Source organism: Campylobacter estrildidarum (assembly GCF_005406205.1).
GTDB lineage: Bacteria > Campylobacterota > Campylobacteria > Campylobacterales > Campylobacteraceae > Campylobacter_D > Campylobacter_D estrildidarum.
On the sequence record NZ_NXLZ01000004.1, the window covers coordinates 56,758 to 72,681 of the forward strand.

At 28.5% G+C, this 15,924-nt stretch carries 13 protein-coding genes and 3 pseudogenes; 7 read left to right on the top strand and 9 right to left on the bottom strand.

The genetic code is table 11. The annotated features are described in order from the left end of the window. Window positions 1-108: 108 nt before the first annotated feature. Window positions 109-1,197 carry a flagellar biosynthesis protein FlhB gene (flhB, locus tag CQA69_RS03270; RefSeq protein ID WP_137620401.1) on the top strand — a complete coding sequence of 363 codons (1,089 nt, stop codon included), beginning with the start codon at window positions 109-111 and terminating at the stop codon, window positions 1,195-1,197. Between the two features lie 17 nt (window positions 1,198-1,214). Here flhB and motB read toward each other — a convergent pair whose 3' ends face one another. The 4 genes from motB to CQA69_RS03290 form a co-directional block, all read right to left on the bottom strand. Beyond that, on the bottom strand, window positions 1,215-1,946 hold the full coding sequence (gene motB / locus CQA69_RS03275; protein WP_137620402.1) for a flagellar motor protein MotB: 732 nt from the start codon (window positions 1,944-1,946) through the stop codon (window positions 1,215-1,217). A 2-nt stretch (window positions 1,947-1,948) separates the two neighbouring features. Beyond that, a complete protein-coding gene (gene motA, locus CQA69_RS03280) occupies window positions 1,949-2,725 on the bottom strand; it encodes a flagellar motor stator protein MotA (RefSeq protein ID WP_137620403.1) in 777 nt (258 codons plus the stop codon). Window positions 2,726-2,738: 13 nt separating this feature from the next. Further along, the gene (gene polA / locus CQA69_RS03285) at window positions 2,739-5,378 is read right to left on the bottom strand and encodes a DNA polymerase I (protein ID WP_137620404.1); all 2,640 of its coding nucleotides are present in this window, start codon (window positions 5,376-5,378) and stop codon (window positions 2,739-2,741) included. A gap of 68 nt (window positions 5,379-5,446) precedes the next feature. After that, window positions 5,447-5,890, bottom strand: a complete 444-nt coding sequence (locus CQA69_RS03290; protein WP_137620405.1) for a YqaA family protein — start codon at window positions 5,888-5,890, stop codon at window positions 5,447-5,449. 158 nt (window positions 5,891-6,048) lie between these two features. Here CQA69_RS03290 and CQA69_RS08920 point away from each other — a divergent pair, with 158 nt between their 5' ends. Together CQA69_RS08920 and CQA69_RS03295 are read left to right on the top strand one after the other, a co-directional pair. After that, window positions 6,049-6,216: a hypothetical protein gene (locus tag CQA69_RS08920; protein WP_171000304.1), complete on the top strand. Its 168-nt coding sequence runs from the start codon at window positions 6,049-6,051 to the stop codon at window positions 6,214-6,216. A 12-nt stretch (window positions 6,217-6,228) separates the two neighbouring features. After that, window positions 6,229-7,824 carry a disulfide bond formation protein B gene (locus CQA69_RS03295; protein WP_137620406.1) on the top strand — a complete coding sequence of 532 codons (1,596 nt, stop codon included), beginning with the start codon at window positions 6,229-6,231 and terminating at the stop codon, window positions 7,822-7,824. A gap of 148 nt (window positions 7,825-7,972) precedes the next feature. Here the strand turns inward: CQA69_RS03295 and CQA69_RS09300 are convergent. The 3 genes and pseudogenes from CQA69_RS09300 to CQA69_RS03310 form a co-directional block, all read right to left on the bottom strand. Then, window positions 7,973-8,515 (bottom strand): annotated as a pseudogene (locus CQA69_RS09300) (hypothetical protein). 1 nt (window position 8,516) lies between these two features. After that, complete coding sequence (gene uvrA / locus CQA69_RS03305) at window positions 8,517-11,339, bottom strand: excinuclease ABC subunit UvrA (protein ID WP_137620407.1); 2,823 nt, start codon at window positions 11,337-11,339, stop codon at window positions 8,517-8,519. A gap of 55 nt (window positions 11,340-11,394) precedes the next feature. Further along, complete coding sequence (locus CQA69_RS03310; RefSeq protein ID WP_137620408.1) at window positions 11,395-12,180, bottom strand: sulfite exporter TauE/SafE family protein; 786 nt, start codon at window positions 12,178-12,180, stop codon at window positions 11,395-11,397. A gap of 443 nt (window positions 12,181-12,623) precedes the next feature. Here CQA69_RS03310 and CQA69_RS03315 point away from each other — a divergent pair, with 443 nt between their 5' ends. From CQA69_RS03315 to CQA69_RS09375, 4 genes and pseudogenes are all read left to right on the top strand, one after another. Then, window positions 12,624-13,049, top strand: a complete 426-nt coding sequence (locus CQA69_RS03315) for a hypothetical protein (RefSeq protein ID WP_137620409.1) — start codon at window positions 12,624-12,626, stop codon at window positions 13,047-13,049. Then, on the top strand, window positions 13,050-13,358 hold the full coding sequence (fliN, locus tag CQA69_RS03320) for a flagellar motor switch protein FliN (RefSeq protein WP_137620410.1): 309 nt from the start codon (window positions 13,050-13,052) through the stop codon (window positions 13,356-13,358). After that, a pseudogene (locus tag CQA69_RS09370) lies at window positions 13,358-13,727 on the top strand (hypothetical protein); the annotation flags it as partial. The gene fliN and the pseudogene CQA69_RS09370, both read left to right, overlap by 1 nt. 80 nt (window positions 13,728-13,807) lie before the next feature. Continuing rightward, window positions 13,808-14,167: pseudogene (locus tag CQA69_RS09375) on the top strand (hypothetical protein); the annotation flags it as partial. Between the two features lie 4 nt (window positions 14,168-14,171). Here the strand turns inward: CQA69_RS09375 and CQA69_RS03330 are convergent. Both CQA69_RS03330 and CQA69_RS03335 read right to left on the bottom strand, forming a co-directional pair. Continuing rightward, entirely contained in the window at window positions 14,172-15,638 is a 1,467-nt protein-coding gene (locus CQA69_RS03330; RefSeq protein WP_137620412.1) for a Ppx/GppA phosphatase family protein, read from the bottom strand. After that, window positions 15,638-15,886: a YfhL family 4Fe-4S dicluster ferredoxin gene (locus CQA69_RS03335; RefSeq protein WP_137620413.1), complete on the bottom strand. Its 249-nt coding sequence runs from the start codon at window positions 15,884-15,886 to the stop codon at window positions 15,638-15,640. Before CQA69_RS03335 ends, CQA69_RS03330 begins: the two co-directional genes overlap by 1 nt. Window positions 15,887-15,924 lie beyond the last annotated feature (38 nt).

The window sequence follows — 15,924 nt, forward strand, 5'->3', positions numbered from 1 at the left end:
CACAAAAAGAGAGATGTTTTTTTCTTATAAAATTTCTTTAAAATTAAACTTGAATTTCGCATTTTTTCATTATATAATTCCTAATAATTTTTTAATTTAGGATCTGTAATGCCGGGTGAAGATCAAGAAAAAACTGAAGAGCCTACGTCCAAAAAAATAGAGGACGCTAGAAAAGAAGGAAATGTTCCCAAATCCCAAGATGCTGCAGCCATTACAAGCTTAATAATTGGTGTTTCTATAACACTATTTATGATGAGTTTTATTGGTGAAAGAATTACAAATTTATATAGATATTATCAAAGTTTTGTAGGCTTAGAATTAGATTTACGTATAGTTCAGGCTATTATGATTAAAAGTATTTTTGAAGTTTTAATCATACTTGCACCCATAGTTTTGAGTATCATGATAGCTGGTGTTTTAGGCAATATTATGCAATTTGGCTTTATTTTTACTACAAAACCTATTATGCCAAATTTAGGGAAAATTAATCCTTTGAAAGGTCTTAAAAACCTAATTTCTTTAAAAAAACTTATAGACACTGCTAAAATCGTTTTAAAAGTAGGCATAGTTTTTAGTATAGCTTTTGTCGTTCTTCTAAAATTTATGAAAGAATTACCACTTGTTGAGCGTTATAATATTGTATTACAACTTACTTGGCTTAGAGATAAGGCTATTATTTTAGCTGCAATTGTTATTATTGCTTTTTTAATTATTGCTGTTTTAGATGTTTTTTTAGTGCGTTTTCAATACTTTAAAGGTTTACGTATGAGTAAGCAAGAAATCAAAGATGAGTACAAGCAGATGGAAGGAGATCCTCAAGTTAAAGGTAGAATTCGTCGCTTACAAATGGAAGCAGCTCGTCGTCGCATGGTTCAAGATGTCGCAGGAGCTGATGTAGTTATTACAAATCCTACTCATTATGCTGTTGCAATTCGCTATGATACCACTAAAGAGCAAGCTCCTCGTGTTGTTGCTAAAGGAGTTGATTTTCTTGCTTTAAGAATTAAGCAAGTAGCTTATGATAATAATGTTGTAGTCTATGAAAACCCACCTTTAGCAAGAGAACTTTACAAAGTTTGTGATGTAAACGATCTAATTCCTAGAGAAATGTTTAAAGCAGTAGCTGAAGTATTAGGCTTTGTTTATAATACTAATAATAAAGGACGTTTAGCCGGGCAAGTAAAGAATAATCACTAAAAAAGCAAATAAAAGATCTATTTGCTTTTTTCAATGAGATTGAGTACAGATTGCTTTGCAGCACTATCTTTGATATCTACTTTAAAATAAATTTGGGCTCTATTATTTTCTAAAGCTTGTGCGTTTCCATCAATAGGATTATTAAGCCCATAGCTTTTTAAATTTATATTCTTAGTATTCACTCCACCTTCTATAAGATATTTTAAAACGCTTTGGGCTCGAGCATAACCTAGATCATAGCTTCTCAATGCAGAATCACTATTATCTGTGTATCCTCTAATTTCAATTTCTACTTGAGGGGGTAAATATGAAATAAGCTGAGCAATGCGTTTTAGATAATCTTGCATATCAGCTGATTCTATTTCAGAGCTTCCTCTGCTAAATTCGACTTTTGAAGGCAGGTTAAGTATTTCTTGATTTTCAGATTGATCAAGAGCAGCTTGAAGTTTTTTGATAATTTCTTGCTGGCTCATAGACATTTGTTTAAGTTTATTTAATTCGTCATCTTTTTCTTCTTGCGAACCTTTAAATTTTTGAGTATCCTGAGTTTGTTGTTGCACAGTTTGAGTTGCAGTGTATTCAAAAATTTTTACAAATTCAGTTTTTAAAGCTTCTACTTTAGCAGGATTAGTTTTTGAGATTGCCCAAAGTGCTATAAAAAGTGCTAAAAGTAAAGATAAAAAGTCTGCATAAGGAACCGCCCATTTTTCACCAGCTGGACATTCTGGACATTTTACTTTTTTAGCCATTTTTAACCTTTATCAAATTGTGAAATTCTAGGATCATCGTGACTTAAGAAGTTAAAAAGTTTAGCTTCCAAATCTCTAGGATTAGCTCCCTCTGCTATACCTTTAATCGCTTCTGTAATTACGATTTGTTCCTTGACTAAATCCATACCATTAGCTTTCATTTTTTTACCCCAAGGAGCATATAAAGCATAAGCCCCAAAGATCCCTGTAACTGTAGCTGTAAATGCACCTGAAATACCCGCTGCCATTGCCTGAGGATTGTCTAAAAGTTTAAGAGCTAGAATAAGACCAAAAACTGCACCTACTAGACCCATAGTTGGACAAGTTTCTCCAAATACTATCCAATATTCTGCACATTCTTTATAATGTTCTTCTAATTGTTCTGTTTGGATTTCCATACTTTCATGAATTTCTTCAAAACTTTTTCCATCAACAAGCATCATCATAGCATTTTTTAAAAATTCATTTTCTATTTCATTGGTTTTTGATTCCAATGCTAAAAGACCATCTCTACGAGCTATAACTGCAAATTCAACCAACTCCGCGATTCTTGCCGGTAAATCAACTCCAGAACCTTTAAAAACGATTTTTAATTCTTTGTAAGCTGCTTTTACAATTTTTTTATGAGTTGCAGTCATTGCACAACAAGCTGCTGTTGGCATAACGATAAGAAAAGAGGTAAGATGGATAACATGTAGAGGATTTCCTCCCTCTAATATATCTCCTACAGAAATACTAGTAACTGCAAGCACCATTCCTAGTATAGTTGAAAGATCCATTTAGTTCTCCTTTTTATTTTAAATCGCCCCATTTTTTAGCGATATTTGAACTTGTTTGTAATTTTACTTTTAATTTTACTATATTTTCCATAATATCACTAACTTTTTTAACAAAATTTTCACATAAATTATCTTTGACTTCAAAAATTAATTCATCGTGAATTTGTAAAATTAATTTTTTATCTCCATCTAAATCTTTGGCAATTTCTACCATTGCTAGCTTTATGATATCTGCCGCAGATCCTTGGAGAATTGAATTTATGCTTTCTCTTTCATACATAGCTAATTGCATAGGTTTTGCATTTTCAAAATCAAAATAACGCTTGCGTCCTATTAAAGTTTCAATAAAGCCATTTTGTTTTGCTTTTTTTTTGACTTTTTCAAAATAATTTTTAATGCTTGTAAAATTTTCAAAATATTTTTCTATATAAGATTTTGCAAGATTGGTTTCAATTTTTAAATTTTTGCTTAAAGTTTTATAGCCCATTCCATAAATTAGACCAAAATTAATGCTTTTTGCTATACTTCTTGTTTGATAGTTGTTTTCTCCAAAAATCATTAAAGCCGTTTTGGCATGAATATCTTCATTATTTTCAAAAGCATTGAGTAATTTTTCATCTTCGCTAAAATGCGCGAGCATTCTAAGTTCAATTTGAGAATAATCAAGACTAATGAAACTAAAACCATCTTGTGAAATAAAACATGATTTATAATCTTTGGCATATTGTCCATGAGCAGGGATATTTTGCAAATTTGGATCTTTTGAAGAAAGACGCCCTGTAGCGGTTCCAGTTTGTAAAAAACTTGAATAAATACGCGAATTTTGATCTTTTAAAGCTAATTTTATCAAAGGTTCACAATAAGTAGAATAAAGTTTTGCAAGTTCTCTATAATCTAGAATTTTAGCTACAACTGGATGTTGATCAATGATTTCATTTAAAACTTTTTCATCTGTAGAATAACCCGTTTTAGTCTTTTTGCCGCTAGGAAGTTTTAATTTTTCAAAGAGTATATCACCTACTTGTTTTGGCGAGTTAAGATTAAATTTATCTTGGCATAGTGTATAAATTTCTTCACTTAAGTTTTTGATTTCACTTTCAAATTTTTTCATTAAACTTTCAAGTGCCTGCGTATCAAGTTTAATTCCATTTTCTTCCATCATCATAATGATTTTTATGAAATTAAATTCATAATTTTTAGCAATTTCTAATAAGTTAGGATCAAGATTTTTTAAAAAATAAAGATAAAATTTTAAGGTAATATAAGCATCTTCAGCTGCATACTCGCAAGCTTTTTCAAGTTCTACATTTGCAAAATTTTCGCCTTTTTTTACAATATTTTCAAAATGCAAGGTTTCATAATCAAAAAGTCTAAGGGCTAAATCATCCATATTAACTTTTAAAGATGGATTAAAAAGCCAAGCCAAAATCATAGTATCTGCGTAATTTTTTGGAGGATTTAAAGCAAAATTGTTTTTAATAATTTGAAAATCGTATTTCAGGTTGTGCCCAATTACAAAATGATTAAAGATTAATTCTATTGCTTTTTTAGCACTTGAGAGCGAAATTTGTTCTTTTACTCCTAAATAGTTATGTGTTAAAGGCACATAAAAAGCTTCATTTTCGCTAATGCAAAAGCTAAATCCTACAATCTTAGCTTCTTTAGTATCAAGTCCTGTAGTTTCTGTATCAAAGGCAATAATGCTTTCTCGATCGAGTGAATTTAAAATTTCAAAAAGTTTATTTTCATCTAAAATTAAATTGGCTTTAAAATCTAATTTTTTATCGTTATTTTCAGAATTGTTATGTAATTTTTTCAGCAAGGAATTAAGCTCATAATGTTTTAGAATTTCAAGCACATTTAAAAGAGGCTCGCCTTCGGGAAATATAGCTTTTTCAAGTAAATTTTCAAATTTTAAATCTTCATATAAAGAAGTGAGTTTTTTACTCAAAAAAGCATTCTCTTTTCCTTCTAAAAGCAAAGAACGAGTTCTTTCATTGCGGATCAATGTTAGATTTTCATATATGTTTTCAATATTTTCAAATTCATCAAGTAGTTTTTTAGCTCCTTTAGCTCCTATACCTTTGACTCCTGGAATATTATCTGAAGTATCGCCACAAAGCGCTAAAAAATCTCTAATTTGACAAGGTTTGACGCCATATTTTTCCAAACAAGCTTCTTCATTGTATTCATTTTTTGAAATAGGACTATAAATGCTTGTTTTTCCATTTTTTATAAGCTGATAAAGATCCTTATCTTGAGTGATGATACGGATAAAAACATCTTCATCTTTAAAAGTTTTCACTACAGAAGCGATGATATCATCAGCTTCATATCCTTCCCAAGAAATATTCATAAACCCCATTTTTTCTATCATGTCAATACAGATTGGAATTTGTTCTAATAATTCAGGAGGTGGAGGAGTTCTATTTTGTTTATAATTTGGATCGATATCACTTCTAAAAGTTTTTCCTTTAGAATCTAGCGCAAAGATAATATAATCGCTTTGATATTCATTTTTTAAGCTATAAATGAAATTAGCAAAGCCGCTAATCATTCCACTAGCTTGTCCTTGGGAATTTTTAAAACCTTTTAAAGCATAAAAAAGTCTAAAAAAAAAGCCAAAAGTATCTATAATGGTTAAAGTTTTCAAGATTTTTCTCTTTGTTTGAAATTTAAATTTTCGTATTATGTCAATTTTTATATTAAAAACTTATGATTTTAAAAATAACTTGATAGAAAAATTATAAAAATATAACGGCTTAATTTTCCAAGTAAAATAAAAAAGACGCTTTTAAAAAAAGGATATTTGGCAAAACCTAGTCCAAGTGCAAAAATATCACCGACCAAAGGTAAAAAAGTAAAAAAAGCAAAAAAGGCACCAAATTTAAAAAAATTTGTATCCCATTTTTCAAGTTTTTTTAAAGATTTTTTAAAATATTTTTCTAAAATTTTTTTCTTACCCAAAAAGGCTAAGCTATAGGTGCTTAAACTTCCTAAAGTATTACCTAAAGTAGCTATTATCAGCACAAGTGTTGGGTTGAAATTGAGTTTTGTAAAACCCAAGACAAAAGCTTCGCTTGCTAAAGGCAAAAGAGTGCTTGAAAGAAAACACACTATAAAAAGTCCTAGATAACTTACATTGCTATATAAAAAATCAAACATATATCGATTAAATCCTTATAATTTAAGCTGATATTATAATAAAAATTATTTAAACCTATTAATTTTTATAAAAATTAGTTTTATATTAAAAAATTATAATTTTTATTTAATTTTTATTTTTATATAATTCATTTTATAGTTTTTAAAAGGAGTTAATTATGGAATTTACCATACTTATTTTATTAGCAATTTCTATATTATTAATACTAATTAAACCTGAAAAGGAGAAATTAGTTTTTAGTATTTTTCTTATAGGTGCTTGTTTAAATTATTTTATGTACCTAATAGCTAGTTTCGATTCTATTATTCCAAGCGGTAATTGGTAAGGAGCGGGCCAAATGAATACTTATTTAAATAAAAACGATCAGTATTTTTATTTGTTTATGACAACTGCAGTATTGCTTATACTTGCTATCCCTGTTGGATTTGCTAATATATATTTAGGATATTTTCACAACGAATCTCCTTGTACTCTTTGTTGGTTTGAACGTATAGGAATGGTAATTATAGGTGTTTTAGGAATGTTCATTTTACGCTACGGTCCACAAATAAAATATATAGTTTGTGTTTTTTTGTTTGCATCTTATGGAATTTATATGGGAATTCGTCATACTTCTAGTTGGTGGCAAAGAGATGTAGGTATAGGACTTGGAGATAAACTTGTAGGAGCTCACACTTACACTTGGGCTGTTGTTGTTTATTGGTGTGTTGTAGTTGTTATGGGATTATCCCTTCTTTTTATACGTAAAAAAAGCTCGATGATGCAAGATTTAGCAAATGAAAAAATAGAACCAAAGCCTTTAAGCTTTTATTCAAAGGTTGTATTTACAATTTCTTTTATAGTAGTTTGTTCTAATGCTTTTCAGGCTTTAATTATTAATGGAATTCCTCCATTTACTGGAAAATCAAATCCTGATCGTTTGACTTTTGATATGTCGATTATGACAAAAACTTGGACAACTGAAGTTTGGAGTAGATTGGCTAAATTTAATCTTTTAGGTAAAAATGTTCCAGAAAGTGTATTTATCAAAGATTTAAATGAACCAAAAAATTTAATTTTTGAAAGAGATAGTTCTAAAGGCGCCTTTGAAATCAATAAGAGCATTATATCTCTTAATCATAATTATGAAATTACCATCCCAGAATTAAGTCAATTTCAATCAATTAATGCTATAGCTTATAATAAAAATAGTGATGAGTTTGCTTTAATAACTAATGAAATGGCTGTAGCTTATACTAAAGATTTTAACAAATCAAGTAGTTTTGTTTTATTTGATAAAACCAATGGCAATGATATGAAGTATATAGTTGGTGCTACTTTTGTCGGTGATAAATTGATTATAGGAGCTTTTAATAAAACTTTTAGTGGAACTCAAAAAGTTTCTAAAGAAGTGAAAATTGATCCTATGCTCGAATGGCAAGCGTTTAAGCAAACTAGTGGATCTATTATGCCGGCATTTTTTTCACATAAAGAAGGATGGTATGAACCTTCAAGAAAATATATTTTAACCATAAGAGCTAAGCAAAATTACGTCCATTCTTACACTAATGATGGTGATTTTTTATATCTTATTACAGTTCCAAATCAGTTTAGTCCTAAACTTATATTATCTTATGCAAGCACAAAAGATTATCTTTTGAGTGGAGAGTCTGTCTTGGGTGTGGATAAAAATTTAAAGCTTAAAAAAGATAGGAACATTAATGATTATTATATTGTTGCAACGGATGTAGTTGGAGATAAAATGCTAGCTTTAAGTTTGCGTTATAGCACCATGCTTGTGATTGATTATAAGAATGCTAAAATTATAGATGCATATACAATAAATGGACTTGAAAATCCAAAATCTATGGCTGTAAAAAATGATATCATTTATATTTTAGATCGCACAAATGATCATAAAGATATTATTAAAACTTACAAAAATCCTTTGTAAATTTTAATCCTACCATTAAATTTTAATGGTAGGGTAATTATAATTTGAGTCAAAACGAAGAAGATAAAGTAGATTTTTAACATTTTAAAATCATTTTTTAAATTTCAAACCTTTAAATTTGTCATTTTTTCTTTAAGCAATAAATTGATTATAGTTTCTTTAAAATTTTATACCTTTCAAAGGCATAAGCAAAACTAAGAAAATGTAAAGCAAGAAAAAGAAATAAAAAGCTTGGTTGAACAAAAAATATAGAAAATAGAAATGATAAAACTATACACAAAAACGCAAAGAAAAAGGATATTTTTACTTCTTTAAAAGCGAAGCAAGGGAGAGTGAAAATAGAAAATAAAAGATAAAAAATAAAGTCAAAATTGTCAAAAATAAAAATTTATTTTCTAGAAGAAAAAAGATGTGATCAAGCTTATAACAGTGAATAAAAAATAAATTAATTTTATTAGAGGAAAATAAAAAATGTATTTTATCATCATAAAAATAAAGGCAAAAGCTATATAAAAGCAAGAAAAAAGCCATATAAACGTACTACTGATATAAAGAAATTCGCTAGAAACTTCGGTTAAACTTTGCACTCCTTCATAAAAAAACACATAAATAAAATTAAATAAAGCACAAAAAATGTATAACAACTTAGTTTTTTAATCTTAAAAAATGCTATTTTTTGCACTTGTGTCATTTTAAGCTTTTACATTTTTAAGTTCTAAGTCTAGATAATATCCAGTATAAGATCCCGTTTTTTTATGATCTTTAGCTACTTTTTCTACACTTCCTGTGCTAATTATTTTTCCACCCTTTATTCCACCTTCTGGACCCATATCGATAATATAATCAGCATTTTTAATAACGTCTAAATTATGTTCTATTACAAAAACGGAATTTTTAAGATCAACTAAATGCTGTAAAACAGAAATGAGTTTATTAACATCTTCAAAATGAAGTCCAGTTGTAGGTTCATCAAGGATATAAAGTGTTTTTCCAGTATCGCTTCTGCTTAATTCTTTGGCAAGTTTGATTCTTTGGGCTTCCCCGCCACTTAAAGTTGTAGCGTTTTGTCCTAAAGTAAGATAATCAAGTCCTACTTTAACTAAAGTTTCTAATTTTTGACGAATTTTTGGCACTGAAGCAAAAAATTCATTTGCCTCTAAAACACTCATATTTAATACTTCGCTTATATTTTTACCCTTATATTTAATTTCTAAAGTAGCATCGTTATAACGCTTGCCATGGCAAGTATCGCAAACTACCATTACATCGGGTAAAAAATGCATTTCTATTTTGATTTCTCCATCGCCACTGCATTTTTCGCAACGCCCTCCTTTGACATTAAAAGAAAAACGCCCTGCTTTATAGCCACGCATTTTTGCTTCTTTGGTAGCAGCGAAAAGATTTCTTATTTCATCCATAGCTCCTGTATAAGTAGCGGGATTGGAACGCGGTGTTCTTCCTATAGGACTTTGATCAAGATAAATCACTTTGTCTAATTTATCAAGCCCTTCTATTTCTACCCCACCAAGTTTTTTAACCTTTTTAGCGCGGTTTAATTCTTCTTGGGCAAAAGGCAAAAGGGTTTGAAGTATAAGAGAGCTTTTTCCTGATCCTGAAACGCCGGTAATGGCAACTAAATTTTGCAAAGGAAATTTAACGCTTAAATTTTTAATATTGTTAATATTAACATTTTTAAGTTCTAGCCACTCTTTTTGTTTTCTATTATGAAGTTGTGAAATTTGTTTTTTTCCATTCATATAAAGTGCGGTTTCACTTTTGCTTTTTAAAAGTTCTTTATAAGTTCCAGCGAAAACAACTTCTCCGCCAAATTTTCCTGCTTTTGGGCCAATATCTACTATAAAATCCGCTTCTTCAATAGTCATTTTATCGTGTTCTACAACGATTAAAGTATTGCCTTTTTGTTGCAAATTTCTTAAAGTTTTGATAAGTTTTGCTGTATCTCTTTCATGAAGTCCAATGCTTGGTTCATCTAAGACATACATAACCCCACTTAAGCCACTACCTATTTGAGAAGCAATGCGAATTCTTTGAGCTTCCCCTCCGCTGATAGTTCTTGCATCACGTCCCAAAGAGAGATAACCAAGACCCACATCATATAAAAAGAAAAGTCTTTCGTTGATTTCTTTTAATATAGGTTTTGCAATAAGTTTTTGTTGTTTGCTTAGATAAGAAAAATTTTTTTCATTTGAAAAAAAGGTTGTAGTATCTTCTATACTCATATCTAAAATTTCACCTAAATCTTTTTTGGCTACACGCACAGCCAAACTTTCAGGTTTTAAACGGTGTCCTTGGCAATCTTTACAGATTTTTTCACTCATATATTCACCCAAGTCTTTTTCGTCTTTTAGCATTTCATAAGCTATTTTGACTACACCCTCAAAAGTGCGTTTTAAGCGATTTCTTTTCCAAAAAAATTCTATAGTTTTTGCGTTACCATACAATATAAGACGTTTTTCTTCTTCACTAAGTTCTACAAAAGGTTTTTTAATAGAAATTTCATTTTGTTCGCAAAAGGCAATTAAAAATTTGTAATAATAACTTTTGTTAAAGCCATACATAATTTTTATAGCACCATTTTCTATGCTTAAATTTTCATCAATAATTTTCTTCATATCTAAAGTATAGCGAATTCCTAATCCATCGCAAGCTTCGCAAGCGCCTTTTGGAGAATTAAATGAAAAACTTAAAGGCTCTAATGGAACGAAAGAAATTTTACAATTAAAACAGGCTGAATGTTCGCTATAGTGATAATGCTTATTAAGTCCTACTTCTTCGTGGTTTAAAACTTCAATTTCTATTTCACCAAAACTTTCTTCTAGGCCTTTTTCGATGTCGCTTGCAAGACGTGAGAGTAAATCTTCTCTAATTTCAAGACGATCAATAACTAGTTTTATAGTATGTTTTTTTGTTTTTGCAAGTTCTATGTCTTCATCAAGTCTAACTAAAACTCCGTCAATTTGTGCTCTTACATAACCTTTATTGCGTAAATTTTCAAGTAAATCTATATAAGTTCCTTTCTTTTCTCTCACCAAAGGTGCGTAAATAATGATTTTTGCCCCTTGTGGAAATTTTAAAATTTCATTGACTATATCATTAGCACTCATAGATGAAATTTTTTGACCACATTGGTGACAATGTTGCACACCCACTCTTGCATATAAAAGCCTTAAATAATCATAAATTTCAGTAATAGTTCCAACGGTTGAACGTGGGTTTTTAGAAGTAGTTTTTTGATCGATTGCAATGGCTGGGGTTAAGCCCTCTATTTTATCTACATCCGGTTTACCTACTTTGTCTAAAAATTGCCTTGCGTAAGCACTTAAACTTTCTATATAACGACGTTGTCCTTCTGCATAAAGTGTTCCAAAGGCAAGAGTGGATTTTCCACTACCACTAAGTCCTGTAAAAACAATAAGTTTATTTTTAGGAATTTCAAGATCAATATTTTTTAAATTATTTTCTTTAGCACCTATAATTTTGATTTTATCATTCATAGCTTTTCCTAGAAAATTTATACTAAATAAATTAAAATTTTAACATAATTTTTAATTAAAAGCTTATAATCCCAAGTTTTTTTAGTAAAGAATGTGTTGTTCCAAATATTGATAGAGCATAAATACAAAGTAAAATTTTTCTATGGGAAGAAATTTGCATTTTTTCAATAATTTTTATACCTATAAAAACTCCAATCATAGAGGCAATACCTACAATAATACCTTTATGAATTACTACATGATCGATAACTCCTGAATTTGATAGAGATAAAACCCCAGAAATGGAAGCAAAAATAACAAAAAATAAAGATAAAGAAACTACTTTTTTACTATCATACCCTAAAAAATAAGCTAAAATTGGAGCAATTAAAAGTCCTCCACCTATACCTAAAGAGATCGCAAAAATTCCAGTAAAAGCTCCAGCTATAAATAAAATAATATTTTTTTGCAAAACACTTCTTTCACTTTTAACAGTGTTTTCTTTAACACCAAAGGCGTATTTAATAAAAAAAATACAACTTACACATAAAAAGATTGCAGTTAGACTAATGTCATTTAAAAATTTTAAAAGTATCCCGCTAAAACTTGCCCCTAAAAGCCCACCAAGTCCTATAAAAATACCATCTTTAATATTTAAATTTTTCTTTTTATAGTTAATATAAGATCCAAAAATTGCTGCAAAAATCATTTGCAAGATTGAAATTCCAATCGCATGATGAGAACTCTCGTTTAAAACAAGCATTGCAGGAACAATAACCATACCCCCACCTATACCAAAAAGACCCGAAGTTATACCTGAAAATATGCCTATTAATAAATACGGTAGATCTGTAAGATTCATATTTTTTCCTAACAAAATATTTAATTGATTTTTAGTTGAAAATATTTTATCTCATTAATCTTAAGTATTGTCTTAGGTTTAAAAAAGAATCACAATGAAATTTCTTTTATAGAATGAACTAAAGGGGTTTTAAATTAATTAAAATTTTATTAAATTCATTGGTTTTAATATTTTGTAAAGAACATGAAAGTTTTTAAAATCAATACTTTTGTTGCAAAATTTATATTAATTTAAAAAATTATTTTTATAAATATAATTGAAATAATTAAGAGATTTTAGTTTTTGCTTTTATAGATTAAGTACTCCATAAGGAGAATTTAGATAAATTGAGTTGTATAGAATTTTTAGATTAAAATGATTTGATAATTTAATTATTGAAATTTTTTAAGTAGTTTTGATTTAAAGATAAATATAAGTTTTGTTGCAATTTTTTAGGGGGGGGTATGTTAAAAACTCTCGAATATTCTATTACGCATTTTTGTGAGCATATTTTACAAATTCATATTAATGCAGTTGAAGATATAAAAGGTGAGCTTTACGGATCAAGTATTTCTGTAATGAGAAAAAATGGTGGAGAATATAATTTTTATTTATTTTTTCCAGAAGAATTTTTAAAGTTAATTTCTAGAACTTTCATTGGAGATGAAGATTTTCAAGAAGATGATAGATGCGATCTTGCCAAAGAGTGTGCTAATCAAATCATAGGATATACAAAAAAATTACTCAACGATGCTAAAGGAAGTGATGATGAGTATAAGATTGGTATTCCAGAGTATCTAGGTAAGATCGATTTTTCGACTATTGTTTTAGATGAGTCTTTAACGTATAGTTTTGATGATCATTGTTTTAGAATAGGATATTGTAAATAAATGAGTAATGATATTGAATTTCAAGAATACCACGGACTTTTACAGTCTTATGAAGACATTTTGGATATTACTGTAGATTTTGTGAGCGAGCTTGGTACTACAAATATGAGCGTTGCTGAACTTCTAAGGTTAGAAGTTGGTTCTGTAATTGATCTTGAAAAGCCTGCTGGAGAGAGTGTTGAACTTTATCTTAATAAACGTATTTTTGGCAAAGGTGAAGTTATGGTTTATGAAAAAAATTTAGCGATAAGAATTAATGAAATTTTAGATTCTAAAACCGTGCTTCAATATTTTAAAAAAGAAATTTAATGAAATTTTTTTTGCTATCTATGATTGTAGTTTTGCCGTTATTTGCAGTTAAATTAGTAGATTATAATATTTACGATAGAAACGATAGAGTCGATATAATGCTTTCTTTTGATAATGTCTATAGTGGTAAAATTTCTCAAACAAAAAATAAAAATCTTACACTTTTAACCTTTAGCGATTTAGATTTTAATAAAGATGAACTAAAAAAAATAAATTCAAAGCTTGTTAGCAAAATTAGCATTAGTTCTAAAAATAATAATACTTATATAATGTTGCAAAATAATCAAGATGTTTCACTTAATATTAGCTCTATTAATGATAAATTTGGAATTAGAATTAGGGCTGTAGAGTTTGGCAAAGAAAATTTAAAATCAAATATTTCTGAATTAGCAAAGAAAGATGAAAAAAATCCCTCAGATTCTTTATTTGATCTAAAAAATACAAATCAAACTAAATACGACTATACAAATTATATTTTAGTGATGCTTATTTTAATTGCTTTGCTTATAGTGCTTTGGTGGTTGAAACGTTCTATATTTTTTCAAAAAAATGGAATTTCTAGAGATTTTCGTATAATATTTCAGAGATTTCTGGATAAAAATAATCAATTAATGGTTTTTGAATATGCAAACAAGCGGTATACTATGATAATAGGCAATTCAAATATTGTTTTAGAAAACACAGAAATATCCGAACAAGATTATAAAGTAAGTGATACAATAGTTAAGAAAGAGAAAAATTTCGATTCTTTTTTTGAAGAAAATAAAAAACGCATTCAAAATCTTATAGAGCAGCGTCAAAAAAATTAATAAATTAAGGTTTTTGATTAAGATTTAAAATTATTGATGCAGGTTTTGCGATTTTTTTTAAATCTTCTTTGGGTAAATTTATATTTTTAAATTCGTTAAAAATATAGAGTGCATTATTTGAGAAAATAAAATCAATTTTGCTTTCATTTGCATTATTCAAAGTTTTTGCTAAATTGAGTATAAAATTAAGCCAAGAAAGAATATGAAAATTGGGCAAAAGTTGCTTGTAAGATTCTAAATTATAGGGATTGATTTTTTTTCCATTGAGTTTAATAATATTTGCAATTAAAATTTTTTCTTTATGCGAAAATCCATAATTTAATCCGCCTAAAATAAAATGCGAAGAATGTTCATTCGAGAAATAAAAATTCAAATACTCTCCTATATGGCATAATTTAGCCGCAGCTAATAAACTTTGTTTGTAGCTTTCAGGAATTTTATGAATATTTTTTAGTATATTGAATAATTGCATTGCAAATTTTGCAGTATGATTGCTTTTATTTTCTTGTTGTAAAAACCTATCTTGTAAAGATTTCAAGCTAGGATTGAAATTGATAGGAAATTTACTATGTGGTCGCAGTAAATCTTTTAGATATATACCTTCTCTAATACCCACTCCACTTGTAATAATATGTTTAGCTTTGAGTTTTTCGGCAATTTTTAAAAATATAAAAATCCCTTTTTTTATAGTGTCAAAACGATCTTTTTTGATGCCAAAATTTGCTAAAGAGTCTGCTTTTACTTGAAGAATTTTTTCAATATGTGTTTTTTCTTCTTCTAAATCATAATGAAAATCATGCAAATTTTTTAAAGGATAGGAATTTTTTTGCATAATAGAATTTGAAATAGCTCTTAGGCTTCCTCCTATGGCAATAAGATTATGATTACAAAATTCTTTTGGAATTTGTTCTAAAATAGGATTGATAAATTGTTCCAAAGAATCTATTTTTCCTTTATCATAAAACAATTCTTTTAATCTTACCGTCCCTAGATCTAAAGAAATACAAGAAATGATTTTATTGTTTTTAATCAAACAAAGCTCACTTGATCCTCCACCTATATCAAGAGTGGTAGCATCTCTAAATGGACTTAGAAGATTTAAGGCAGCTAAGCCGCCCAAATAACTTTCTTCTTTTCCATCAATACAGCGAATATTTAAATTTAATTTTTTTTGAATTCTTTTTATAAAATCTTTAGAATTAGGAGCATCTCTTAAGGCTGAAGTCCCTATGATAAACATTTTTTTACATTTATGCTTCAAAGCACATTGTTTGAAGAAATTTAAAGCATCTTCTGCTTTTTGCATGGCTTCTTCTTGAAGGATTTTGCCATTATTGTAAGAATTTTCACCTAATCTTACTTTACGTTTATATTCACAGGTTGTATAAAAACCGTACCTAGAAGTTTTTTCAAAAATCACCATTCTAATAGAATTTGAACCCAAATCGACAACAGCGGTTTTTTTAGCCATTATAATTCTTTATTGCGACGATTTTTTAATTTTAGTTCTTCTATACTTTCAATATTATCAGGATCTGGAATAATGCACTCATAAGGACAAGCTACTATACAAGCAGGCTCTGAAAAATCATTAACGCATTCAGAGCAAAGATCTGCATCAATAACATAAATAGGACTATGCTCATAAATAGCTTCATCTGGACATTCTTCTCTACAAGCATCACAACACACACAATCTTTTGTAATTAAAAGAGCCATTATAACCTTTCTATAAATTATAAAATAATTTTAGTTTA